20 protein-coding genes are annotated in these 26141 nt (G+C 43.5%); 18 read left to right on the plus strand and 2 right to left on the minus strand.

All coding sequences use genetic code 11. The annotated features are described in order from the left end of the window. Positions 1 to 120 precede the first annotated feature (120 nt). The 5 genes from MKX41_RS00895 (at position 121) to MKX41_RS00915 (ending at position 7765) form a co-directional block, all read left to right on the plus strand. Positions 121 to 888: a metallophosphoesterase family protein gene (locus tag MKX41_RS00895; RefSeq protein ID WP_340968186.1), complete on the plus strand. Its 768-nt coding sequence runs from the start codon at positions 121 to 123 to the stop codon at positions 886 to 888. A 129-nt stretch (positions 889 to 1017) separates the two neighbouring features. Next, the gene (locus tag MKX41_RS00900; protein ID WP_042186066.1) at positions 1018 to 2055 is read left to right on the plus strand and encodes a helix-turn-helix domain-containing protein; all 1038 of its coding nucleotides are present in this window, start codon (positions 1018 to 1020) and stop codon (positions 2053 to 2055) included. A 3-nt stretch (positions 2056 to 2058) separates the two neighbouring features. Further along, positions 2059 to 3321 (plus strand): FAD-dependent oxidoreductase, encoded by a 1263-nt coding sequence (locus MKX41_RS00905; protein ID WP_340968189.1) that lies wholly within the window; start codon positions 2059 to 2061, stop codon positions 3319 to 3321. A 377-nt stretch (positions 3322 to 3698) separates the two neighbouring features. Then, on the plus strand, positions 3699 to 4616 hold the full coding sequence (locus MKX41_RS00910; protein WP_042186069.1) for a DUF5692 family protein: 918 nt from the start codon (positions 3699 to 3701) through the stop codon (positions 4614 to 4616). Positions 4617 to 6379: 1763 nt separating this feature from the next. Next, entirely contained in the window at positions 6380 to 7765 is a 1386-nt protein-coding gene (locus MKX41_RS00915; protein ID WP_340968191.1) for an MATE family efflux transporter, read from the plus strand. 210 nt (positions 7766 to 7975) lie between these two features. Here the strand turns inward: MKX41_RS00915 and MKX41_RS00920 are convergent, their stop codons facing one another. Further along, a complete protein-coding gene (locus MKX41_RS00920) occupies positions 7976 to 8839 on the minus strand; it encodes a CPBP family intramembrane glutamic endopeptidase (protein ID WP_340968193.1) in 864 nt (287 codons plus the stop codon). 567 nt (positions 8840 to 9406) lie between these two features. Between MKX41_RS00920 and alaS the strand changes: the two genes are divergently transcribed. The 13 genes from alaS to MKX41_RS00985 all read left to right on the plus strand — a co-directional run bounded on the left by alaS (position 9407) and on the right by MKX41_RS00985 (position 24913). Further along, the gene (gene alaS / locus MKX41_RS00925) at positions 9407 to 12040 is read left to right on the plus strand and encodes an alanine--tRNA ligase (RefSeq protein WP_076300047.1); all 2634 of its coding nucleotides are present in this window, start codon (positions 9407 to 9409) and stop codon (positions 12038 to 12040) included. Positions 12041 to 12356: 316 nt separating this feature from the next. Further along, positions 12357 to 12632 carry an IreB family regulatory phosphoprotein gene (locus MKX41_RS00930; protein WP_042125473.1) on the plus strand — a complete coding sequence of 92 codons (276 nt, stop codon included), beginning with the start codon at positions 12357 to 12359 and terminating at the stop codon, positions 12630 to 12632. Continuing rightward, positions 12632 to 13048, plus strand: coding sequence for a Holliday junction resolvase RuvX (gene ruvX, locus MKX41_RS00935; RefSeq protein WP_042193474.1), 417 nt, complete (start codon positions 12632 to 12634; stop codon positions 13046 to 13048). The genes MKX41_RS00930 and ruvX overlap by 1 nt, the downstream gene beginning before the upstream one ends. A gap of 13 nt (positions 13049 to 13061) precedes the next feature. Next, positions 13062 to 13370 (plus strand): DUF1292 domain-containing protein, encoded by a 309-nt coding sequence (locus tag MKX41_RS00940; RefSeq protein WP_038569507.1) that lies wholly within the window; start codon positions 13062 to 13064, stop codon positions 13368 to 13370. After that, the gene (locus MKX41_RS00945) at positions 13363 to 13671 is read left to right on the plus strand and encodes a DUF1292 domain-containing protein (RefSeq protein ID WP_076284270.1); all 309 of its coding nucleotides are present in this window, start codon (positions 13363 to 13365) and stop codon (positions 13669 to 13671) included. The genes MKX41_RS00940 and MKX41_RS00945 overlap by 8 nt, the downstream gene beginning before the upstream one ends. Before the next feature lie 176 nt (positions 13672 to 13847). Beyond that, entirely contained in the window at positions 13848 to 14897 is a 1050-nt protein-coding gene (gene mltG, locus MKX41_RS00950) for an endolytic transglycosylase MltG (protein WP_339801832.1), read from the plus strand. A gap of 56 nt (positions 14898 to 14953) precedes the next feature. Further along, positions 14954 to 15886, plus strand: coding sequence for a peptidase U32 family protein (locus MKX41_RS00955; RefSeq protein ID WP_340968199.1), 933 nt, complete (start codon positions 14954 to 14956; stop codon positions 15884 to 15886). Positions 15887 to 15983: 97 nt separating this feature from the next. Continuing rightward, positions 15984 to 17315, plus strand: a complete 1332-nt coding sequence (locus tag MKX41_RS00960) for a peptidase U32 family protein (protein WP_339801835.1) — start codon at positions 15984 to 15986, stop codon at positions 17313 to 17315. Positions 17316 to 17631: 316 nt separating this feature from the next. After that, positions 17632 to 19809: a methyl-accepting chemotaxis protein gene (locus MKX41_RS00965; RefSeq protein WP_340968202.1), complete on the plus strand. Its 2178-nt coding sequence runs from the start codon at positions 17632 to 17634 to the stop codon at positions 19807 to 19809. A 164-nt stretch (positions 19810 to 19973) separates the two neighbouring features. After that, positions 19974 to 21854, plus strand: coding sequence for a cache domain-containing sensor histidine kinase (locus MKX41_RS00970; protein WP_340968204.1), 1881 nt, complete (start codon positions 19974 to 19976; stop codon positions 21852 to 21854). A gap of 22 nt (positions 21855 to 21876) precedes the next feature. Beyond that, entirely contained in the window at positions 21877 to 23184 is a 1308-nt protein-coding gene (locus MKX41_RS00975) for an ABC transporter substrate-binding protein (protein ID WP_081382962.1), read from the plus strand. Between the two features lie 45 nt (positions 23185 to 23229). Next, positions 23230 to 24294: a LacI family DNA-binding transcriptional regulator gene (locus tag MKX41_RS00980; RefSeq protein WP_340968207.1), complete on the plus strand. Its 1065-nt coding sequence runs from the start codon at positions 23230 to 23232 to the stop codon at positions 24292 to 24294. Positions 24295 to 24352: 58 nt separating this feature from the next. After that, positions 24353 to 24913, plus strand: a complete 561-nt coding sequence (locus MKX41_RS00985; protein ID WP_340968208.1) for a GNAT family N-acetyltransferase — start codon at positions 24353 to 24355, stop codon at positions 24911 to 24913. Between the two features lie 62 nt (positions 24914 to 24975). Here MKX41_RS00985 and MKX41_RS00990 read toward each other — a convergent pair whose 3' ends face one another. After that, complete coding sequence (locus MKX41_RS00990; RefSeq protein ID WP_340968210.1) at positions 24976 to 25878, minus strand: manganese catalase family protein; 903 nt, start codon at positions 25876 to 25878, stop codon at positions 24976 to 24978. Between the last annotated feature and the right edge of the window lie 263 nt (positions 25879 to 26141).

The following is a 26141-nucleotide window of genomic DNA, read 5'->3' on the forward strand; positions in this document are numbered from 1 at the left end:
CCTCTGCCCGGAACGTCTTTTTTTAATTATAAGAAAGTATAAGTTTCGCGATATACTTTATCCTTATAATTCTCGCATAAACGCTCACCGTCCTTTAAAGGACGCCGAAGGCGTTTTAGCTTGCAGCATCCAGAGCAAGGAGGAATTACAATCAGAATATTAGCGATTAGCGACATTCACGGAAGCTATTCCGAATTCAACGCATTATTAAAAAAAATAAACTATCGGCCATCCGAGGACAAGCTCATTCTGATGGGGGATTATGTGGATAGAGGTCTCAATAGTAAAGGAATTGTGGATCAAGTTATGGCCTTAAAGCGGGAATGGGGCGTTACTGTTCTAAAAGGCAATCATGATAAAATGGCCTATGACGCGCTCACCAGCGAGGATGATAAACTGGATACGCATTGGCTAAACAACGGTGGTTTGTATACATTGATGAGCTATTGTGAGGCGGATTCTGACTTTTTTAAAGCGGATTTTGGCTGGCATGATTATATGCTGTTGAAAGAAGAAATTAGACAGAAATACAAACATCATTTGGATTTTCTAAGTTCATTGCCACTTTATCATGAGACGGAAGACCATATCTTTGTCCACGCAGGCATTAATCCATTAATAGCGGATTGGAAGCAGCAGGATCCATATGATTTTATCTGGATCAGAGAGCCATTTTATACGAATCCTGTAGTTAGCACTGACAAAACGGTTATTTTCGGTCATACCTCGACGATGGATCTACATGATTCGGAAGACATCTGGTTTAGTCCGTTGGGCGATAAGATTGGTGTGGATGGTGGATGTGCCTATGGTCAACGTCTGAACTGTTTGGAGATTTCTGGAGGGGCATACATCACACATTTTGTTCGGAATGGGGAGAAGCCTTGAGCTGTCTCTCTTTTTTTAGAATATTAGAAAGTATAACGCTGAAGGCGTTTATGCTTGTTCATGAAAATGTAGAATAGCACTGTATTTAACGCCAACTATGTATAAAATAAAGAATAGGGGGTGTAATAGATGAATGCAAACAACAAATATCATATCCTCATGCAAGGGACTATCAGCAACAATGTGAGCGAAACCTGCAAGGAGTTTGGCATATCCCGGACGATTTATTATCAGTGGTGTAAAGCTTACCAAGAGCAGGGGATGGATGGACTGGCAGAGAAGGAACGAAAGCCGGTAATGCCTAATAAAGTGGATAAGCGAACGGAAAGATTGATCTTACAATACGTTGCCAAATTCCCTGAAGATGGACCCAAGCGAATCTTTTACGAACTGCAGGATGAGGGTGTGAACATAGGGGAGTCAGGTATTTATAATGTGCTGCGTCGAAATGGACTTAGTAAGAGAATAGAACGGGAGGCTTACGCCAAAGAAGTTAAAGCAAAGAAGCGGGACGGCGCGCAAGCGGCTAACAGCAGAGGGTGTAAAGAGAAATCCAAACCTCTGGACTATAGGATGAAAAATCCGGAAAATGCTCATCCCGGGTATATGTGCCAACAGAGTATTAGCTATATGGGAGTGTTCCCGAGGGTAGGAAAGGTGTATCAATACGTGGTCTACGATGCCTATTCCAGATTAGGCTTAGTTAAGCTATATAATCGGAAGTCCGCCATTCATTTTATCGATTTTATGGATTTGAAGGTCATCCCATTGATGAAGACCTTAGAATTCCAAATTAATAATCTGGTTACGAACAAGAGTCGTGAATTTACTACGAACTGGGACAGAGGTAAACATAAATACAGCGATTTTTTACATAAGAACAACATAAATCAAGTAGCTATTACTGCAGATCAGACAGAAGTATTTCAACCCTTACAGCAATTTGCAGCGGTGTTGACGAAAGAGTTCTATCAGCAGGCTTGGTTGGATGATACGATTGATTCCTTTGAGACTTTAGAAAAGCGCTTACACGAATATTTGAGGATCTATAACTTCAGTAGGGTGATCACAGACGGGCCTAATCAAGGTAAAATACCATCGGATGTCGCACTTGAGTATGCAGGTCAGCGTGAGACCTTGCCATTATGGTTATTTACAAGGAGATAACGGATGATGACTAATATGAAGTATGAAGACAGGATAGGGATCATCGGTGCAGGGATTTCTGGGGTTACAGCTGCCTACCAACTAGCGAAAAAAGGATATACTCATATTACTCTCCTTGAGAAGTCGGACCGAGTAGGTGGCAAGTGCCACTCCATCGAATACAAAGGGAAAACTTATGAAATGGGAACTCTAATCGGCTTGCCAACTTATAAACATACGATAGAACTCATGAGAGAGTTTGATCTTATGGACAAGGGGCCACTCTTGGAACGGGGATTTTTTGATACAAATGGGCGAAAAACTACTCAGATTCCTATGGACCAAATTCAGATGTTTACCCAAGAATTCAAACGGTTGCCGGAAATTTTGAAACGTTATAAGTCATTACAAGAACCGGGTTTTCTTCACTTACCTGCTGATCTATGTCAGCCCTTTTCAGATTGGTGTACGGAGAATGAGCTATCTGTAATTGGGCAGGTGTATATGCATTACTTCAATACTTTTGGTTTTGGGAGTATTCAGGATGTGCCGGCCGCCTATGTATTGAAATTTCTTACTTATGATAATTTATTATCCTTTATTGAGATCACTCACATGATAACCTGGCCTAAGGGAGTCACTGAACTCATTAGAAGAATGGCCGATCAAGTAGAGGATCTGCGTCTGACTTGTGAAGTGCTACATATGGAGCAAGAGGGAAATGGTCAAGTTCGGGTGGAAACAAACCAGGATATCTTTTATTTTGACAAGGTTATTTATACTGCTTCCTTAGAGCATCTGGGCGATATGATTCACTTATCTTCGGTAGATAGAGCATTGTTTGAGTGTATAATCTATGAACGGTTTCGGGTATATGCTTACAGAGTGAAGGGGTTGCCGGAGCTTTCTGGATATATCCCCTGCAATATGAATCCTGAACGCAAGGGACATATGATGGCATGGTATTACAGGTGGGCAGATATGGGAACAACGGATCTAGTTACGGTTTATGTAGCGGAGAATGATGAGATGACAGATCTCGAGATGAGGGAAAAGGTAGAAAATAAACTTCGCGAGCTTGGCGGCGAGAATATCCGTCTGTATATGATGAAGCGCTGGAAGCAGTTCCCCCATGTAGATTCTAATGCGATTCGTGAAGGCTTCTATGAACGGCTTGATCAAATGCAGGGAAGAGATAAGATCTATTATGCAGGAGAAATTATGAATTTTCCTACACTGGAGAACTGTATCGTATATTCGAAATACTTAGTTGAAAGATTTTTTTGATAATGCGTGAGTAGTAAGCCTTGTCCACAAAGAAATTTGTCGGCAAGGTTTTTTGTATTGCATAAAGTATATATTTTGGGCCCCCCGCAAAGTACCTGAGTAAGCATTAAAGCAAAACTCCACTTTGTGGGGGATATTTTACGTTCGAGTTAGGTTTACAGTTTGTAGTTCTGTAGACATAGTTTCTAATAGATTCCCTTACTTGGGGTAGGACCTTGGATGAATTCCAGTCCTATTGATGTGTAAACTCAACTCGAAATGAGACTATGAAAACCTTGATAAATCAACGTTTTGAGCGGTTTGATCGTTCGAAGGAGGATGGGATATATTGGACTCAAGACATAGCTTATATACAAAATATGAAGGAGGAATACATTATGTTTTTATTCGAATCGATTCCTTGGTACTCTGCTCTAATGTGGTTAGTGGTACTTGCAGGATTAATGATTTTCAACGAAATAGCTCGAAGAAGCAAGTGGTTCTCAATCATTCTGTTTATCGTTGTCCCTATTGTTCTTACCATAGCGGTTTGGCCGAATACGGCAGGCGAAGGCTCCAGTACTGGAACATGGTTTCACTGGGTAAAAGTATATTCTGCCTTGGCAGGATGTATAGGGTTTATGGCTATCCGTTATGTTAAAGGATGGGACAAAAATAAATATATATTAATGTTCCCGGCGATTATCCTTGCAGTTAACATTCTTGAAGCAGTTATCCGTGATTTCCAAGTGTACAGCTTGCAAGGCATGGTGGATGGCGTAATGATGGTAGGTGGTCCTTGGAACATTATGAACGGGATCGCAGGTATTCTGAACATTATTACGATTTCTGGTTGGATGGGTATTGTTATTAGTAAAGACAAGAGTAAGGATATGTTGTGGCCGGACCAGCTGTGGTTCTGGATCATTGCTTATGACATTTGGAACTTTGCCTATGTATATAACGCAGTTTCTGACCATTCCTTCTATGCAGGTGCAGCTCTTCTGATCTCTTGTACAATTCCAGCATTCTTCTTCAAAAAAGGAGCATGGCTACAGCACCGTGCACAAACCTTGGCGATTTGGATGATGTTTACAATGTCGTTCCCGGCGTTTGTTGGCGATTCAAAGTTCTCCGTACAATCTTCTCACAGCGAAACGGCGCTTTGGGTTGTGAGTGCATTATCTTTAGCAGCTAATATTGCAGTGTTTGTCTATCACTTCTATAAAATTACCAAACATAAACGCAATCCGCTTAAAGTGGAAGTGTATACAGATTTAGCAGCTTATAAGACGATTGCCGAAAGTGCAAAATAATAGAAGGCTTAATAGCTTCTTTAAGAATCCGCGCCTAGCGCGGGTTTTTTTTATGGAATAAAATTTATAAAATTTCGAGATTGCGGAGAAATGTGAAACGAATTTATGGGATGGTCTATATTCAACTGGTGGCCATGGGGAGCCCTGTTTTTAATTGAGCACACCCCTCTTTGGGATGTATAACGGGCCGAGCGGACCTTATATCCTTCGAAATGCATGTTTTAGTCGAGCTTACGGACGAATGTATGCGAAAAATCGAATACAATGTGCCGACGGTAACGTAAGCGAGCCAAATGTATGCGAAAAACCAAATACAATGTGCCGACGGTAACGAAAACGAGCCGAATGTATGCGGAAAACCGAATACAATGTGCCGACGGTAACGTAAGCGAGCCGAATGTATGCGGAAAACCGAATACAATGTACCGACGCTAATGTAAGCGAGCCGAATGTATGCGAAAAACCGAATACAATGTGCCTACGGTAACGTAAGCGAGACAAATGTATGCGAAAAGCCAAATACAATGAGCTGATGGTAACGTAAACGAGCCGAATGTATGCGAAAAACCATATACAGTGTGCCGACGGTAACGTAAACGAGCCAAATGTATGCGAAAAACCGAATACAATGTGCCGCCGGTAACGTAAACGAGCCGAATGTATGCGAAAAATCGAATACAATGTGCCGACGGTAACGTAAGCGAGCCAAATGTATGCGAAAAACCAAATACAATGTGCTGATGGTAACGTAAACGAGCCAAATGTATGCGAAAAACCAAATACAATGTGCCGACGGTAGCGTAAGTGAGCCAAATGTATGCGAAAAATCGAATACAATGTACCGACGGTAACGTAAACGAGCCGAATGTATGCGAAAAATAGAATACAATGTGCCGACGCTAATGTAAACGAGCCAAATGTATGCGAAAAACCGAATACAATGTGCCTACGGTAACGTAAGCGAGCCAAATGTATGCGAAAAACCAAATACAATGTGCCGACGCTAATGTAAACGAGCCAAATGTATGCGAAAAACCGAATACAATGTGCCGACGGTAACATAAGCTAGCCAAATGTATGCGAAAAATCGAATACAATGTGCCGACGGTAACGTAAACGAGCCGAATGTATGCGAAAAATCGAATACAATGTGCCGATGCTAATGTAAACGAGCCAAATGTATGCGAAAAACCGAATACAATGTGCCGACGCTAATGTAAACGAGCCAAATGTATGCGAAAAACCGAATACAATGTGCTGATGGTAACGTAAGCGAGCCAGCGCCGTTATCCGCCCTAAGTCACCCGGGAATAGGTTTATTATTAGGGAATAAGTGCAATATGGTCCGTCTCTCGGAACCTCACTACGAAGGTGTATATAGATACGATTATGGAATTACGGATGTACTCAGCTTGTAACTCTACTCTATCTCCAAGGAAGCCGTCAGGCGTTTTTCTTGCGTAAATGCAAAGATCGATCATAAACATCAAGCATAACGCAATCTGCTTAAAGACTTTTGCCAATACTTTTGATGAACGAATGATTCTATGGTCTGATGGTCCGAAGCTGCATAATTCTGATGAAGTTTATGTTCTCCAAATATGTGGAGGACAGTTGCTGTTTTTTGACTCCTGATTAAAGACTTAAAAGTGTATCTATAGTAAACTGAATGTAAAGTGCCCACGGTATAATGGGTATAATTTGTTGAAAAGCTCTTCGGATGAAGAGTTTTTTCCATTTTACAGAAAAGAATGTGATATGTTATGCAGCTTCGCGCGAGTCTTCAGAAGAAAAGATTGCTGGAGAAATATCTTTCTGGGGAGGGGATGGATTATCGGCAAATTATAGCTTTATTTATTCCAATTCTGATTGACCAAGCCTTCATTATTGGACTTAATCTGGTAAATACCGCAATGATCAGCTCGTCCGGGATGGCGGCGGTCAGTGCAGTGAATATGGTGGATTCGCTGAATATTTTTCTGATCAATGTGTTCGTGGCGGTTGCAACCGGGGGGACAGTGGTAGTCGCGCAGTATAAAGGGAGCGGAAACGACCGGATGGTGTCCCAGGCTACGGCGGCTTCGGTCGCTTCGGTGTCGCTGATCGCTTTGGGAATCGGTCTGCTCCTGATGGGCTTCCATACTCCTATATTGAACCTTTTGTTCGGAACCGCCTCACCCGAAGTGCTGGACAATGCCCGCATCTACCTGATCGGCAGCAGTATTTCATATCTGGGCATCGCGGTGGTTCAGGCGGTATGCGGAGCTCTGCGAGGTGTGGGCAAGACACGGGCTTCTTTGATGCTGTCGCTCATCATGAACTTGCTGTATGTTATTCTGAACGTGGTCTTCATTAACCTGTTGCACATGGGTGTGCTGGGGATGACGCTTGCGATTAATATCGCGCGGTATGCAGGTATGGTTTGTGCCCTGGTGTATCTGTTCAAGGTGGATACGGCCCTGCGGGTGCGTTTTCGTGACCTATTCCGAATCCCTCTGACCATGCTGAGGAGAATCATGTTCATCGGCGTGCCGTTCGCAGCGGAGCAGATGTTCTTCAACGGGGGGAAACTGCTCACTCAGGTGTTTATTGTCAGCCTAGGCACTTATGCCATTGCGACCAATGCCATTGCCGGCTCGCTGGCTCTGGTGTTTCAAATTCCAGCCAGCGCGCTGTCGCTTACTATTGTAACGGTGGTCGGCCAATGTATTGGGCGGGGGAATGTCTCTGAAGCCAGAAAGTTCATCAAGTCCTTTCTCTGGATCGGGTCCGGCTCTTTGGCGTTGATCGCCTTGATTCTGATGCCGCTATTCCACCCGCTGGTATCGATCTTTTCCCCACCTTCCGAGATCATTGATGATCTGTTTGTGGTGCTGCTGGTGAATTCCATTGCCCAAGTTCCGCTGTGGGCCGTCAGCTTTATTTTGCCGTCCGCACTGCGGGCAGCAGGAGATTCCCGCTTCACCTCAATTACCTCAATGCTGACGATGTGGCTGTTTCGGGTAATTTTTGGATACATCCTTGGGATCGTACTGGGCTACGGTGTCATGGGTGTCTGGCTGGCGATGAACTGCGAGTGGGCCGTTCGCGGGGGCATTTTTCTTTGGCGCTTCAGGGGCGAAAAGTGGTTTGCACACAAGCTGATTTAGAATTGTTATTAAGGATACGTACTGCCTGCGCCAGCTGACGGAAACGTAGCTCTTTTATATTAAAAACGTAAATATACAGCACAGGGCAGCGATTCTCATATTTACTTGAGAATTGCTGCCCTCCGTTTTAGTTATCGACTGCTTGCTTTAGCTGATTATGTTTACAATTGGGTCAGTCGCGATTCTAGAAAATTCTCCGATTCCATTTATTCAGCTTGGCACTGCCTCTTCTGATTTCTGTGCTCGGAATTCCTTCCTTTTGAAACAAATTAAAAGACAAGTCAGTAACAACAAACAGATTAAAGTTGCTGTATGAGTAAAACTACTATTCCAAAACATAATCTGAACATTCATTAAGGAATGGACGCCAATCACGAAAAATAGATTCTTGGTTAAGACATAGAGTAATGAGAATATGACCCCTAGAATTACTAGTACGATAAAATCATAAACAAAATCCATTCCGACTAATCCTGAATAGATCCGATTTGGGATATGTATAGCGGCAAAGATGGATTGTGAGATAAGCATTGCATAACCAATGCGTGAAGTATTGTTATTGACTTTTTTTAATAAGAGATAGATTTGAACTAGCAGAAAGCCCCGAAACAAAACTTCTTCCAGTAAAGCATTTCCGAAAATCTGACCCAGGAATTCACCAAAGACGACGTTCGAATTCGTAAAGATATCATTATTGAATGTTAAACTTGAGTGAGTCAGTAATGTCATACCTAAATCAACAATGTTTATAGCGAGCCAAAATAATAAAGTACCGAAAAGTCCTGCTAATAACTTATTTTTTGTTAACCCCAAATCCTTAGGTGATAATTTAGCTATTATACATAAGAAAATAACCACTTCTAACACAAGACCGAACAGATTTGCAGCTAACGTTTCGTTGATCCATCCGTTTGTGCTTTTGGCAATAACGCTCAAAGTTCCATTTGCAAAAAGGACAAGGTTAACCATTAGAGTGAAGAGAATATGAATAAAAATGAGACTGACGATAAAGCGTATTGATGTAGGCTTAACTTTAACAATCGATAGCTCCTCAGTTACTTTATTGCGCAGCATGATTTGTAATCCTCCTTAGGTTTTACCCGAGCATTGCGTATTCTAGAGTATTATTTATAATACATAATTTTCCAAATACTATCTGAGATTTACTATATTCTTTAAGTGCCCGAGTTCACCATTACAAAAATCATATATTCTCACGTTATCCTTAACTCCTCCTCAGATTGACAGATGAAGGGGCACTGGCTATACTTGAAATGTTAAAATGTAAATCGGATAAAACGTTGATGAAAATGAAGTACGCCGGAGGATGGCTTGATCAGAGAACAGGTTCCTTTACGAAAGCATTTCGTAATGGCTGGGAGAACCTTGAAGACAGGCCGGTGGAAAGCTAATTTCGGAGTGTGAGATCACAAACTCACCGGGGGCACCCGTTATCAGCCGCGACAAGGCGATCGCCCTTTAACTTTCCCGTAAATTGGGTCAAGGCGATAACCAGGGTGGTACCGCGATATTAATCGTCCCTGAATTATTCAGGGGCGTTTTTTTGTTTATATTTTTTAGAAAATTTGTACAATCTGGCGCATGAGCCGAATTAAAAAGATGAGACGGGAGCTGTAAACAATGAAAGCAAGTGAAATTCGTTCCAAATGGCTTAAGTTTTTTGAAAGTAAAGGTCACAAGATTGAACCTAGTGCATCTCTCGTACCGCATAACGATCCTTCGCTGTTGTGGATCAACGCAGGTATGGCACCGCTGAAAGCATACTTCGATGGCCGTGAGATTCCTGAGAATCCGCGCCTGACGAACTCGCAGAAATGTATTCGTACCAATGATATCGAGAATGTAGGGAAGACACGCCGTCACCATACATTCTTCGAAATGTTAGGTAACTTCTCTATCGGCGATTATTTCAAAGAAGAAGCTATCACATGGGCTTGGGAATTCTTGACTGGCAAGGAGTGGATCGGCTTCGATCCAGAACGTATCTCCGTAACTGTGTATGCTGAGGATGAAGAGGCATTCAAGCTGTGGAATGAAAAAGTGGGCTTGCCAGCAGAACGCATCATTAAGCTGGGAGATGAGAACTTCTGGGATATCGGCGAAGGCCCTTGTGGTCCTTGTTCGGAAATCTTTTATGACCGCGGCGAAGCTTATGGCAGCGACATGAGCGATCCAGAAATGTATCCGGGTGGAGAAAACGAACGTTGGCTCGAAGTATGGAACCTTGTGTTCTCACAATTCAACCATAACAAGGATGGCAGCTATACGCCGCTTCCGAACAAGAACATTGATACCGGTGCTGGACTGGAGCGTTTTGCATCCATTCTTCAAGATGTAGATTCCAACTTCGATACCGATTTGTTCCAACCGATTATTCAAAAAACAGCTGAGCTTGCTGGTGTAACATATAAAGATAATGTTGAGCAGGATATCGCGCTTAAAGTTATCGCTGACCATGTGCGTACCGTTACTTTTGCGGTAGGGGATGGAGTACTTCCTTCTAATGAAGGTCGTGGTTATATTATCCGCCGTTTGCTACGCCGTGCTGTTCGTTACGGAAAGACCCTGGGTCTGGATCGTCCGTTCCTGCATGAGTTGACGGAAACCGTTGGTGAGATTATGGGTGTATATTATCCATCTGTTGTCGAGAATCGGGAATATATCGCTAAGATTATCCGTACAGAAGAAGAACGTTTCCATGAGACATTGTCTGATGGATTGGCTATCTTGGGTGAGATCAGCGCTAAAGCAAAAGCAGATGGGCACAGCACGATTGCTGGAGCTGATGCATTTAAGCTATATGACACTTACGGATTCCCATTTGACCTGACTGAAGATTTCGCAGCAGAGCAAGGATTAACTGTAGACCGTGAAGGCTTCGATGTCGCTATGCAAGAACAGCGTGATCGTGCAAGAGCTGCACGTCATGACGGTGGCAGCATGAAGATCCAAGGTGGCGCATTAGCGGATCTGACGGTTAAAAGTGAATTTGTTGGATATAATGACTCGGTAACAGAGTCGAAAATTATGGCTATTGTTGTGGGTGATGAATTGGTCGATACCGCTGGCGAAGGCGTAGAGTGCCAAGTAATTCTTGAGGCAACACCGTTCTATGCTGAAAGTGGTGGACAAGTAAGTGACACAGGTCTGCTTACTGGCGGTTCAGTTACAGCTAAGGTAAAAGGATTGTTCAAGGCTCCACATGGTCAACATGTACATTTGGTAACTGTGGAAGCTGGAGAATTGAAAGTAGGCGAATCGGTTCGCGCTGAAGTGGATCGTGCACAGCGTGAAGATATCGTGAAGAACCATACAGCTACTCATCTACTGCATAAAGCGCTCAAAGAGGTTCTTGGCGGTCATGTCAACCAAGCAGGATCTCTAGTAGAAGGTGCTCGTTTACGGTTTGACTTCTCCCACTTCGGAGCGATTACACCGGAAGAACTAAGCGACATCGAGCATCGTGTGAATGCACAAATTTGGCGTGGCCTTGATGTAGTCATTGAGAACAAGCCAATTGACGAAGCTAAGGCTATGGGCGCTATGGCATTATTTGGTGAAAAATATGGCAATATTGTCCGTGTCGTTCAAGTCGGCGATTACAGCCTTGAGCTTTGTGGTGGATGCCATGTATCCAACACGTCTCAAATTGGAATTTTCAAGCTGCTTAGCGAAAGTGGTATTGGTTCCGGAGTGCGCCGTATCGAAGCAGTGACTGGACGTTACGCTTATCAGTTCACTGAGAGCCAACTTGATCTGCTCAAGCAATCTGCGGGTCTACTGAAGTCTTCTCTGAACGACGTTCCAAAACGGATTGAAGCATTGCATAACCAAGTGCGTGAGCTTTCGCGTGAGAATGAATCCTTGCAATCTAAGCTGAGCGCAACATTTGCCGCTGAACTAACAAGCAGTGTGAAGACGGTTGGTGCAGGTACACAGCTTCTTGCTGTTGCTGTTCAAGCAGGAAATATGGACGCTCTGCGTTCTACTGCAGATGAATTGAAATCCAAGCTCCCGGATGCTGTACTTGTTCTGGGTGCTGCCATGGACGACAAGGTGAACTTTGTTGTAGCTGTACCACAGGATCTGGTGAAGAAGGGCTTCCACGCTGGTAAGATCGTTAAAGAAGTCGCAGCAGTATGCGGTGGCGGCGGTGGCGGACGTCCAGATATGGCACAAGCTGGTGGTAAAGATGCCTCCAAGCTTGGCGAGGCACTGGCTAAAGCAGAAGAATTAGTGGCTTCCCTAGCATAAATAAAAATTACGAAACTATTTCTTATTTTAAACGTATTACGAAAAAACATAGCGGTACTGAGAGTTTGACATCAGTACCGCTACTCTTTATTAACAGGTGGTTAGATTTTCATGAATAGTTGTGCTTGACAATAGCTTAAAAGCCAAAAATATCATTATTTTTGTAGAGGAAATGCCAAAAAAAGCGTTATTCCACGCGCAGGATTTCCTCGTTGGGCTATGAATATGTTATGATAAAGGAAGCAAGTGAGCTGCACAGTAGCAACTTTGCGAAGCCGCCCTTTTAGGGTGATTTTGCAGAAGGAAGGTGTCACAAATGGACTCCATGGACAAAACGGTCAAATTCAATGTGAAGGGCGACGAAAAGGAAGCTTCTCCCCAGGAAATATTGCTCGCTGTATACGATGCACTGGTGGAGAAAGAGTATCATCCGATCAATCAGATCGTAGGGTATCTACTTTCCGGAGACCCAGCTTACATTCCGCGTCATAACAATGCGAGAAGTTTGGTCCGGAGAAAAGAACGTGATGAGCTGATTGAAGAGCTGGTTAGATTCTACCTCGTCAATCACAAGGTGGATAATCCCAGATGATGAAGAAGTTAGGATTGGATTACGGCGACCGTAGAATCGGTGTAGCCACAAGCGATGTTTTTGGATGGACGGCACAAGCTCTTGAAACGATTGAGCGCCGCGGTACTGGTAATGAGTTCGAACGTATTCGTGAACTTGTTACGGAGCACGAAATTGGAGAGATTGTCGTTGGTCTACCGAAGAATATGAACGGCTCAGTAGGACCCCGGGGCGAAATCTGCATAGAGTTCGCTGACAAGCTACGGGAGCAATTTGCAATGCCCGTACACCTTTGGGATGAGCGTCTGACGACGGTATCCGCAGAGCGGGTGCTGATTGAAGGGGACGTCAGCCGGAAGAAACGCAAAGGGATTGTGGACAAAATGGCTGCAGCCCTGATTTTGCAAAATTTTTTGGATGCTAACAGTAAAAGGTGAGGGGTGCGAGGATATGACAAACGAACAGATTGGCCAAGAGGAAGAACCGGAAATTATCTATATTCCTGATGAGGAAGGTAATGAAGAGGAATTCGAGGTCATTATGAAGTTTGAGGTTGATGGCTCGGACGCTAAGTACATGATGGTGGTTCCGCTTGATTCCGAGGACGAGGAAACCGATGAGGTTTATGCGTTCCGTTATGTGGAAGAAGGCGACGATCTTCAATTGTTCATGATCGATAATGACGAGGAGTGGGCGATTGTCGAAGAGACTTTCAACACACTGGTTGACGAGTTGGACGGAGGATCTGAGAATGACTGATTTATCCGCTGATCAAGCGGTATGGACTTCGCGGCTTAAGGAAGCCTATGGAGAAACAGTAGAACTGGAAGATGAGCAGGGCAAGTCTTCCATTTACGATATTATCGCCGAATTTGAAGTCGGTGGTATTGGCTATGCGGTGCTGAAAGGCACCGGTAAAGACGTGGAATATGAAATTCTGCGTATCGTTGTCTCTCCTAACGGACTTCCGGAACTAGAGAACATCGTGGACGATGAAGAGTGGGAAGACATCTCTGAGCTATATGATGAGATGACTTTTCCAGTGGACGATGCAGAATAAACTTTAAACATGTACGTTACATTTATGATGAGTACGGAAGAGGGCGGAGAATTCCGCGCTCTTTTTGCTTGGAATACGATCAATATAATTAATACAACAATCATGATCATGAAATATGTATTGAATTTTAAGTAGTACACTTTTATACTTTATAGTCGGAAAGTGAGGAACCTGACTTGAAATCCGCAATCCGTACTGTGCTTATTGTTATTCTTTTGCTGGTAGCAGCAGGAGGCGGAGGCGCTTGGTACATTTGGAACGGGATGCAGCCGGTAGAACCTGCAGGACCCGCCGTAACATTTACGATAGATAAGGGCATGGGCAGCGCGGAAATTGCTGATCTGCTCGAACAAAATGGCATTATTAGGAACAGTCTTTTTTTTAAGGGATATTTGAAATGGACCAAAGAAGGTTCCAGCTTCAAAGCTGGTACTTATGTTGCTAGTCCAGGAGACACCTATGACGAGCTCATCGAGAGGCTAAATGCAGGTGATGTTGTTAAGGAAGAGACCGTAACTTTTACGATTCCGGAAGGATATACTGTTGAGCAGATTGCCAAGAAGCTTGCTGAGGCTTGGAATCAGGATGCTGCTATTTTTCTCGAAATAATGGATACCGGTGCGGGCTTGAAGGGGATTGATGTTCTAGGTATCCCGCAGAATAAGAACCTTCGTCATCGGCTTGAAGGGTATTTGTTCCCTGAAACGTATGAACTAGCCAAGGATAGTACGCCGCAGGAAGTTGTAGAGGCATTATTGGATCAGTTCCAGAAGAAACTGGACACGATTCCGAATTGGAAGCAAAAGCTAGAAGCACGTGGAATGACACTTCATGAGCTGTTGACAGTGGCCTCGTTAGTCGAGCGTGAGGTTGTGGTAGATAGTGAACGACCACTAGTTGCTGGCGTGATTTATAACCGCTTAAAGAAAGAGCAGAAGCTGGAGATTGATGCTACGGTTCAATATTTGCTCGACAAACAGAAGGAAAGACTGTTATATAAAGATTTGGAAGTTGACAGTCCTTATAATACGTATAGAAATATTGGGCTTCCTCCGGGACCTATTAGTAATCCGGGGCTGGCCTCCATTCAGGCGGCACTTGAACCTGAGGCATCTGAATACTACTTCTATGTGACTAAGAAAGATGGTACACAGGGCCATTTGTTTGCTAAGACCTACAAGGAACATTTAGCCAATATCGAAAAAAGTAAGCAAGAATCGAAATAAAATATTAAAATGAAGAGTGGTGCGGTTGAAATAACTGTACAAGTAGGAGGTACAACATGATTAACAAACCGGAATTGCTGGCGACAGCAGCATCCTTAGAGGAAGCTGCTGCTTTGCTGGATGCCGGAGCAGATGCATTGCTCATCGGGGATGACCGTTTTGGCATGCGTCTTGCCGGACATTTCTCTCTGGAGGATACAGCTGTTGTTGTAGAAATGGCACATGCGCGTGGCTGCAAAGTATATGCTGGACTAGGTGGACTCATGTCCAACCTTCTTCTCGAAGAGCTCCCTGCCTATGTGAAGGCGATAGGTGAACTTGGTGTTGACGGTGTTGAGTTCGGTGATCCTGCTGTGTTAACCACAGTGAAGAAGGAAGCACCGGGCATGAATCTGCATTGGAATGCGGAAATGACCTCTACCAATTACGCAACCGCGAATTATTGGGGGCGTAAAGGTGCTACTCGCGTCGTTCTTGCCCGTGAGCTGAATATGGATGAAATGACGGAAATGGTTCCGCTTTTAGAGGTAGAGGCACAGGTTCAGGTTCACGGCATGACCAATATATACCATTCCAAGCGTAAGCTTGTAGAAAGCTATATGTCACATCAAGGACGTCCAAGCGAGGGCGGCAGTCTTGGTAAGGAACGTGGTCTATTTTTGATCGAGGCAGAACGAGATGACCAAAAGTTCCCAATCTATGAAGACGAGAATGGTACACATATTATGAGTTCGGAAGATATTTGTATTTTGGAGGATCTTCATATCCTTATGGCTGCAGGCGTACAGAGTTTTAAGATTGAAGGATTGTTGAAATCAACAGCGTATAATGTGGCGGTTGTTAAGACTTATCGCAAAGCTATTGATCTCTATGTAGCTGATCCTGAAGCATATTCTTTCCAAGAGGATTGGATGGAAGCTATCAGAACGTTGCAGGATCCAGAACGGGAGCTAAGCTTCGGATTTTTCTATAAAGAGCAAGTATATTAAGTTTAATTTAATGAAAGTTTTTTAGTTCCCCGCAAAGACTAGGTGCAGTAAGCATGCACAGACATCACTTTGTGGGGCGATGGAGGGGAGAACAGGAATGGGAACCATGACAAAGCCGCAATACAAGGGCAAACGTTACCGTCTGGACAAACCGGAGCTCCTAGCTCCGGCCGGTAATTTGGAGAAATTAAAATTCGCAGTACACTATGGTGCGGATGCTGTTTATATCGGAGGCCAGAAATACGGTTTGCGTTCAGGAGCAGACAATTTCAGCTTTGAGGAAATGCGTGAAGGTGTTGAATTCGCCAAGAAATACGGCGCTAAGGTATTTGTTGCAACGAACATTTATGCTCACAATGAAGATGTCGCAGGGATTGAAGAATATCTGCGTAACTTATATGAAGTTGGCATTGCGGCTATTATCGTTGCTGATCCGGTCATTGTAGATACAGCACGCCGTTTAGTACCTGGATTAGAGGTACATTTGAGTACTCAGCAGTCTACACTAAACTGGCAAGCGGTATCCTTCTGGAAAGAAGAGGGTCTGCCACGTGTAGTACTCGGACGTGAGACAAGCCTGGAAGAGATCGCTGAGATTAAGAAGCATGTTGACATTGAAATCGAGAGCTTTATCCATGGTGCGATGTGCTCTTCGTACTCCGGTCGATGTGTATTATCCAATCACTTTACAGATCGTGACTCCAATCGCGGAGGCTGCTGTCAGTCTTGCCGCTGGAAATATGATTTGTTCGAGGATGCGCGTCCTGAAGGCACTTGGGTATCTGAAGAAGATCAAGCTGTAGCACAATCTCCGGCCCCTTTGCTTCCGGGTGTAACTCAGATTCCACTGCATCAGCAAGGAGATAATCCTTTCTCCATGGGATCTAAGGATTTGTGCATGCTGGAAAGTATCCCTGAACTCATTGAAGTAGGCATTGACAGCTTCAAGATCGAGGGACGAATGAAGTCGATTCACTATGTAGCTACTGTAGTTAACGCTTATCGTAAAGCTATTGATGCTTACATGGCTGATCCGGAAGGGTACGAGTTGAAGCAAGAGTGGCTGGATGAGCTGAATAAAGCGGCGAATCGTCCGCTTAACACAGGGTTCTTCTATGATACTCCGGATCATGAAGATCATATCTATGAGCCTGAAGAAAAAGCCGCTCCTTATGATTTTGCCGGACTTGTACTAGAATACGATGCTGAGAGTGGAATGGCGCTCATTCAGCAACGCAATCACTTCAAGCCAGGGCAGGAAGTTGAATTCTTCGGACCCAATGATACATTCTTTAAGCAGACTGTAGCGGAATTGTGGGATGAAGCAGGCAACCCGCTTGACGCAGCTCGTCATCCTCTGCAACGTGTCCGCATGAAGGTAGATCAGCCGGTAGCATACTTTGATATGATGCGTAAGAGAAAATCTTAATAAGATACAGGGATGTTCTTTCTATAAGAGCATCCCTGTTTTTCTTTTGACAAAGCTAACAATAAGATATATATATTAGTAACTAACAAATAAATCCAAAAGGAGGGTAGAACGAAGGGAGTTTTTTTGTTTCAGAATACATAGGTTAAAAGTTATAAAAAAAGTATAGTAAAGCTAAGAAAAAAGGCCTAATAAACCGATATATAATATGGTTAGCGCTTTCATATGTCCTCTAATATTAGCGGGTAGATGATCATGATGGGGATCCTGATCAAAATAGTATTAGTGAAAAGCATAAAGAGAGAAGGTTAGAGAGATGAAGAAGAACAATAAAAAATCCGTAAATGTACAGAGCAATGAAGTAGGTACAGGAAAGACATCAAAGTTAGATGCTAAGAAAATGATGTTGGGTTGGGGAAGCCAAATCAAGAGAATTAATCCTATCCAATCCGTCGGTGTGAAGTTATTTCTAATATTCTTATGTTCCACTGTAATCGTAGTTATGTCACTTGGACTTATATCTTATTCGAAGGCAAAAACAACGATAAAGAATAACGTATCCGAAGCCTACCGCCAGACTATTGTTCAGACTGCTGAGAAGCTGGATATTACCTTGAAGCAATATGAGAATACGGTGTTGCAGCTCTTTTTTGATGTGCAGTTGCAAACGGATCTTAGATCAATGGCTACTGCACAAACTGCTTACGAGAAATTTGAAGCAACAAGCTCAATAAGTAAGAAATTGTCCAATCAGACTACAACAGATTCTAATATTCTCAGTGTCGCATTGATTCCCGAGTCACTTGAACAGGAAATTGTTACATCTGGCAGTGGTGGCATTTATTTTGATGGATTACGAGAACAAGAATGGTTCAAGAAAATTGTGGCCGATTCTAAAGAATATAATTCTTATTATTCAGACGCTAACAATAACGACTCTAAAAATATTTGGTTTTCAACCTCTCTTCAAGGAGCGGAAGAAAAAGATATTGCTTTGGTAAGATCTCTTAAAAGTCTGGGAGCAGATAAAGGATACATGATTATGCTTGTGTTGAAGAATACACTGCTGGAAGAATCTTTCGCAAGTGTGAAGCTGGGAGACGGCTCCCGTATTCAACTTGTGTCTCCGCAAGGTACAGTAGTGGCTTCTTCTAATCCGCTAGACGATGGAAAGTCATCGGAGTTTTCTTTTATCAAAGAGAGTAAGAAAAATAATAATAGCCTAGAAGCTAAAGATCCAAACGGAAAAGAAATTCTGGCGGTCTTTAATCCGATGATGCGGGCAGATTGGAAGCTCGCAGGTGTAGTTCCTACAGAAGAACTAGTGAAGGAAGCCCGTCCGATTCTGTTGACGACGTTCATTACGGCTGCCGGTGCGGCATTGCTTGCGATATTTATTGGGATTTGGATGGTTCGTATGATTGCTCGCCCTCTGGCACGATTGAAGGATCTTATGGTTCAAGGTGCAAGCGGAGATTTAAGTGTACGTACAGAATATGTGTCTAAGGATGAGATTGGACAACTATCAGCCTCCTTTAACTTGATGATGGAGCGTATTACTGAGCTTGTATCGCAAACTAGAGAAACTGCACGAGATGTGCTAGAGACCGCTGGCGAGCTTGGAGAAGCTTCGCGTAAGACAGCTATTTCCGCGAAGGAAATAGCAGCCGCTACGGAAGAAATTGCTGGAGGAGCAGGCAGTCTGGCACTTGAAGCTGAACGTGGTAATGAGCTTACAGATGTGATAGCTACGCAAATGCAGACCGTGATTAGTGCCAATAGTGAGATGGATGAGGCAGCACGCGGGGTTGGAGAAGCTAGTGCTCAAGGTGCCAAGCAATTAACGGATTTACTAGATCAAACTAGCCGTACTGGGGAAAAGACAGGTGCGCTTGTAGAACGTGTTAACAATTTGAAAGAAACAGTATTCTCAGTGATTAAGGTGCTGGATGTGATGAAGAGTATCACACAGCAGACGAATATTTTATCATTGAATGCGACGATAGAAGCCGCACGTGCAGGCGAAGCTGGCAAGGGCTTTATGGTGGTAGCAGGTGAGGTAAGACAGCTTGCCGACCAATCGAAGCAGTCTATTGCTCTTGTAGCCGGAATCACCGACAAGATCATAACGGAAATGAACGAAACGGAAGCTGTATTATCTGAAGTGGCACCTCTCTTTAAAGAGCAAATAAGCTCAGTGAAGAGCACGAGCGATATCTTTGTATCCGTAAAAGGACAGATGGATGAGTTCATTACTAGTCTGGAATCGGTGACAACAGCGATCAGTAGCTTGAATCATTCACAGGTTGTGTTGTCGGAAGCCATGGGTAACGTAAGTGCTGTAGCTGAGCAATCATCAGCGACTTCCGAAGAAGTGGCTTCACTCAGTAATGAACAGCAAAGTGTAAGTGATCAACTCGTTTCATTGTCAGGTAAGCTGGAAAGTGCTTCAGGACAGTTAAAGGACAAACTGTCATTATTCACGATAAAATAAGTGGGTCCCTAACTAATTTTTTTATGATTTACATAACAAAACCGCTTCTTCGTTATGAGGAAGCGGTTTTGTTATTGTGTAAAGAAGGACTTCCCCGTATAATAATTTTGTTAGGTAAATAATAATAACAAGTTAGGTAAAAAAGGGTTAAGGAGAAGGACCGTATGAAAGGTAAACGCATCTTTGGCTGGTGGTCCGTTATCGGGGACATGAGTATGGAACGCAAGCTGCTCCTCGTCTTTTTAATAATTATTACCCTTCCGCTTACCTTCATTAGTGTGTTTACTTATAAGAGTTATTCAGAATCTATTCAGGGCAACACCATTGCTTATTCTGAGAAGTTAATCGATCAAATGATGGATGGAGTAGATGATTATATCGAAGATATGAAGCGTATTTCATCTATGCCAGCCTATGTGAACGATATTAAACAAAATTTAATTCGTTCGAACCACTATCATGAGCAGAAAGAGATCATGGGTGGCGAATCAGGCAGTGCTACATTGTTACCCGGAGATTTTGATTTACTGTTGTCCATTCAGCGGGGCATAGAAGGCAACATTTCATTTATTAATAATATTAAGCGAGGCGCGAACACGGTTTATATTTTTGACGCGCATGGGAATGGTTATTATTCTGCCAAGGATGGTGGAGTACGGCTCGACCTCGATCAAAGCTATAAGTACTGGAGTCAGCAGACGAAGGATTCCAGCGGAGAGGCCCTTTTGTTTGGTACCCAATCATTTACGAGTAATTTGCAGAGCACTCGATATGCTTTTACCGTTGTTCGCAAAATCGTGGATGGTTTGTTAAATCCGATTGGGCTGATCGCGGTTGAAGCGAATATTAGCAATTTGGAGAATCGGGTTACGGAGCTGGATAAAGTAACGCATGGCAAATCTTTGATCGTTGATGAGATGGGGATGGTCGTGTACGACAGTGACAAAAAACTTCTTGCCACGGATGTATCTGATTCAGAGCTATTCAAAAGGGTCGATGGGAAATCCGGGAGTTTCTATGATACAGTCAACGGAAAAGATTTTCTAAATATTTACTCAAGCTCTAGCAAGACCAATTGGAAGGCCATTATTTCGATTCCTGTAGATGTGCTAATGCGGGATGTGAAGGTAACCCGTAATACAACGCTCGCTGCTACATTAAGTATCATTGTACTTGCGTTAATTATCTCCATTATCCTTTCCTTTGCACTCACTAAATCACTATCGCAGATGATTCAACTGATGAAAAAGGTTCAGGGCGGCGATCTAGATGTGATGTTTAGGGTTAGACGGCGTGACGAGATTGGTCTGCTCGGGCATCAGTTTAATCGAATGTTGGCTCGGATCAGGCAGTTAATTCAGGATATCTACCGAATTGAAGAACAGAAGAAGGAAGCGGAGCTTCACGCACTGCAGAGTCAGATTAATCCTCATTTTATCTATAATACGCTGGAGTCGATCCGAATGACCGCTGAGCTCAATGATGATATTGAAGCTGCGGACATGATCTCAATTTTAGGTAAACTGCTACGGTATAGTACAAGTGATTTGAGTGGCAAAACGACAATGAAGCAAGAGCTTGGATATGTACGCAATTATGTTGAGCTGCTGAACTGTCGCTACCCTAATCGTTTCGTACTCGAGATCGACGTACCGAAGGAGTTAGATAATTACTCTATTATCAAGCTGGTCTTCCAGCCGATCATAGAGAATGCTGCTTATCATGGCTTGGATGATAATAAACCACAAATGCATTTAAGTATCCGTTGTGAGATGACTGAGCAAATGCTGTTCTTTCATATTAAAGACGATGGCTGTGGAATGGATAAGATCACTTTGGAGAGATTGAACGATGGGCTGCAGAAAGAAAGTCCTCCTAAGAAAAGTATCAATGGGGGCATTGGTATGAAAAATATACAGCAGCGAGTGCGCCTTCATTATGGAGCGGCTTTTGGAATTGAGGTATATAGTGAGCTTGGACAAGGGACGGATGTTATTTTATCACTGCCGTTGCTGGAACCGGAAATGATTAGATTATCTGACTGAAATAAGAGGAGGCTGTCCGTTGATGGGGATGAGATTACACTGGACTACGCGTACCATACTGCTGCTTCTCATTTTGTTATCGATTAGTGGCTGTGAGAACAACACCAAGCAGACGGAATCTACAGTGCCTCCAGTTGGAAACGAGGTGAAGTCTGACTTATCCGGCACCATAGTCATGATGACCAATCGAATAGATCTGATTGAGAACGGAACCTTTCAAGGGTACGCAGACCAATTTAAGCAAAAGTACCCCGAAGCGAATGTTGAATTTGAAGGTTTATCCAATTACGCAACGGACATTCTGGTAAGACTGTCCACCAAGGACGCCGGAGATGTACTTTTGCTTCCTGTGAATCTTCCATCAAAGGAACTGGATTATTTTTTCGAACCGTTGGATGAAGAAACTTCGGCTAGTGAGCGCTTCACTTCTTTTGCTACTTATGATGGTAAGCGATATGGGCTATCTACGGGAACTACCACGGTAGGGATTGTCTATAATAAAAGGTCCTTCGAAAAAGCAGGAATTACCGCGGTTCCACAGACACTGGATCAATTCTACGAAGCTTGCGCTAAATTAAAAGAGGCTGGAATTATCCCGCTGTATATGAATTATGGAGCCGTCTGGCCACTGCGTGAATGGGGAAATAGTCTGGTCAATTATATGACAGGCAACCCTGAGTATCTAAATAATATGGTAAATGAGGATAGTCCATGGCAGCTTGATAATGAGTGGGGGAAATCCATTTCCATTGCTCGAACCTTAATTGCTAAAGGTTATGTAGAGAATGAACTTTTCTCGAACAATTGGGAGATCTCTAAGACTAGACTCGCTAAAGGTCAAGCTGGCATGTATTTGCTTGGAAATTGGGCGGTTGGTCAAGTGCTTGATGTGGGGGCTTCACCAGATGATATCGGATTCTTCCCATTTCCTTATGATAATAGCAGTACTCACTATGCGCCGATCAATCCAGACTGGTTCGTGGGTGTTAGCAAATACAGTAAGAATAAAGAGCTTGCAATGGCTTGGTTGAATTTTTTTGTAAAAGAGACTTCGTATTCAGATGATTGGGGATTCCTTCCTGCTGATGGTAGTCTGAACCCTTTTATGCCGCAGTACCGTGAATTTCTATCTTATGAACCTAAGCTGGTTTATGGCACGGTACAAAGTGATGCGTTCATCGATCTGGCAAATGGAGCTAAGCTGTCCTTTTGGTCCGGAGATTATATTCAAGAGTTACTTGCTGCGCCTGATTTACAAAAGTCTTTTGACGAATTAAATGCAAAATGGACGGAAGCGCGGGTAGCTACACAGGTAACTTCTCAGCCTTAACTTTAGTTTAACATTAATTTTATTACAATCTCTGGAGGGTTTAATATGGCTAAAAAGGTCACCATGCAAAAAATAGCTGATCATCTCGGTGTATCCAAATTTGTTGTCTCCAAGTCACTTTCTGGTAAAGCTGGCGTTAATGAGACGACCAGAGAACGAGTGATTCAAGCGGCTTCGCAGTTAGGCTATTTTACGCAAAAAAATGCTTTTGTCCAAGGTGTCAAGCGGACTCCTCCGGTAGGGGGGAGTGATCGGAATAAGCAATCTGTGCTTGTATTAATGCCGAATATCCGCTCGCAAACTCAGGATTCCTTGTATTGGGGAAAAATTGTGGACGGTATTGCCCTTGCGCTGGATCAAGAAGGACTTGGAATGGTGATCATCTCTGAGAATCGTGCGGATAATTTCGTGAATATCCTGAACCCAAGCGGGATTCTTGGTTTGGTAGGTGTGGGCGAAATCTCCACTTCTTTACTACTTGAGGTACATCGCATCGGTCTGCCGATGGTGTTGATTGACCATGAAGATCCATTAATTCCAAGTGATACTGTATTCGCGAACAATGTGGATTCCATGGCTCGACTTACTAATCATTTGATGGGGACAGGCCATACACAAATGCATTTTATCGGGAATATTGGATTTTCATGCAGTTTTCGGGATCGGTGGATTGGCTTCCGGAGTGCGCTGGAGGAGAGTGGGATAAGACTGCCTTTGGAAGATGATGCGAATCTCTTTTTAGAAGGGGTGGAGGAAGATGTATTCCAAGAGGATTTTAAAAATTGGGTCATGAAGCGGAAAAAAGCTAAGACACTCCCAACCGCTTTGGTCTGCGCCAATGACAAAACAGCACTTACGGTCAGTGATTTCCTGAAGGCAGAAGGTCTTAATATTCCAGGGGATATCTCGGTCACGGGCTTTGATAATATTGAGGATGCCTCAAGAGGCGTTCCGCCGCTTACTACTGTACATGTCCCTAAAGAAGCGATGGGCCGGGCGGCAGTGGAGAAACTGCTAAGTCGGATTGGGCATCCCTCTGCACCATTGGAGAAGATCCTGATTGCAGCAGACATAGTGCATCGTGATTCTGTGGATATACCGAGAGAATAGAAATTAGCCGATTAAAAATAATTGAAAGCCATGGAATTTTGGTTAGGGGGACTCAGTTATGTCAGAAGCAGTTGCAATACCAAAGATCGAAGGCGAAAATATTCATCTGCGTGGTGTAGGAGAGTCCGATCTGGAGGCCTATTACAAATTTTTACTTGATGATGAGATGGGTCGTCTAACAGGGTCGCAAGGGGGAATCTCTCGCGAGCAAACATCGGCTTGGATTCGAAAGATTAGTGTTCCAGCTGAGGATCGTGTGGATCTTATGATTATCGTCAAGGAAACGGATGAGCTTATTGGAGAAGTGGTTCTGAACGAAATAGATCCGGACAACCGTAGCGCAAATATTCGAATTGGGATTCGTAGTCATGAACATAGAGGGAAGGGTTACGGTACTGAGGCTATGACTCAAATGCTGCGATATGGCTTTGAAGCCTTGAAGCTGCATCGTATCCATCTGGGTGTATATCCTTTTAATCCAAGAGCCATTCATGTCTATGAGAAGCTTGGTTTCAAGCACGATGGTGTGGAGCGGGATGCTCTTTATGTAGACGGAGAATTTCATAACATGATTCTGATGTCTATGCTGGAGGATGAATATCGGGCTTTGTACAATTAAAAAAAGTGAACCTATGGTGAGGAAGACGCTGCGTAAATTCCTCACCAGATTCACGTTAAATATTATTCTGTAATATTTCCAGCCATTTTGAGGCGTTTGGCAATTTCTTTAAAGTCTTCGGGGGAGATTCCTGGGGCGAACTCCTCTTCGACTGCAGGAGCTACGGGGATCGGGAAGCCTTTAGGTGCTCCCTTAATAACTTCAAGAGGGAGGTTATCCTCTGGGTGGGTTCCCTTCCAAATCTGATCGATGGCGCCGAAGTCACTGTCACTCCAGGTGTACAGCTTTGTATGCACACCTTTCTCCTCATATTTATTCGCTTCACTAAACGATTTGTTATTTAACGAAGGAACAGGCACTAGTTTCGTTACATTAACACCTGTTGCGATTTCGATGGCTTTGGCATAAGCGACCACATGGACGCCACCGCGCACTAAGAGGAATCCGACTACAGCGCGTGCAGCTGGATGGTCCGTCATTTCGTAAACTTTCATTTTATGTGTTCTGGCTCCACATTCGAGGAAGAAGTTATGTAGCAGATCTTCCACTAGGTTGCCGCTATTAAATACATTTGCTCCGGTCCATGGATTCCCCGTTGAATCAAAAGGCATAGCACCTTGAGCCCCCGCCAGAAAGTGATAGGATAAACGCGCATCTTTTACGGAACCTAGAGGGGTGGAATCTGGCTCTTTATAACTTGTTGACCCTCGAAGGCATTTGTTGATGGCATGCGAAACTAGCTCCACATGGCCTAGCTCTTCCGCTGTTATACTCATCACCAAATCATAAAAGGGTTTCAGTTTGTCTTTTGAACGGAAATTAAAGGATTGATAGAGATAATTGTTAAGGGTCGACATTTCTCCAAACTTTCCGCCAAGCAGTTCTTGTACAGCGGCAGCAGCATTGGGATCTGGCTTCTCAACTTCAGGAATCTCGATCATGATCTCATCCATACGTTTGAACATTTATATCTCAGCCTCCTTGGAGTTAGGGGATTACTGAGCTATTTTGAGCTTAAACTATAGGAATTAATCATTAAACGGCTAAAAAGTATGGATATTTATCAACAATAAGGGAGTATCCATGAACAGATTTACAAGTCGAAAGAGCATCAGTAAACACTATCAGATACCCACAGTAACGTGCTAGGGGACACAGAATGATCAAAAACGCAGAGCAGCGACCCCTCCATTAAGGAGAATCGCTGCTCTGTTGATTTTTAAGGACT

The sequence above is a fragment of the Paenibacillus sp. FSL R5-0475 genome (assembly GCF_038004585.1).
Lineage (GTDB): Bacteria > Bacillota > Bacilli > Paenibacillales > Paenibacillaceae > Paenibacillus_AQ.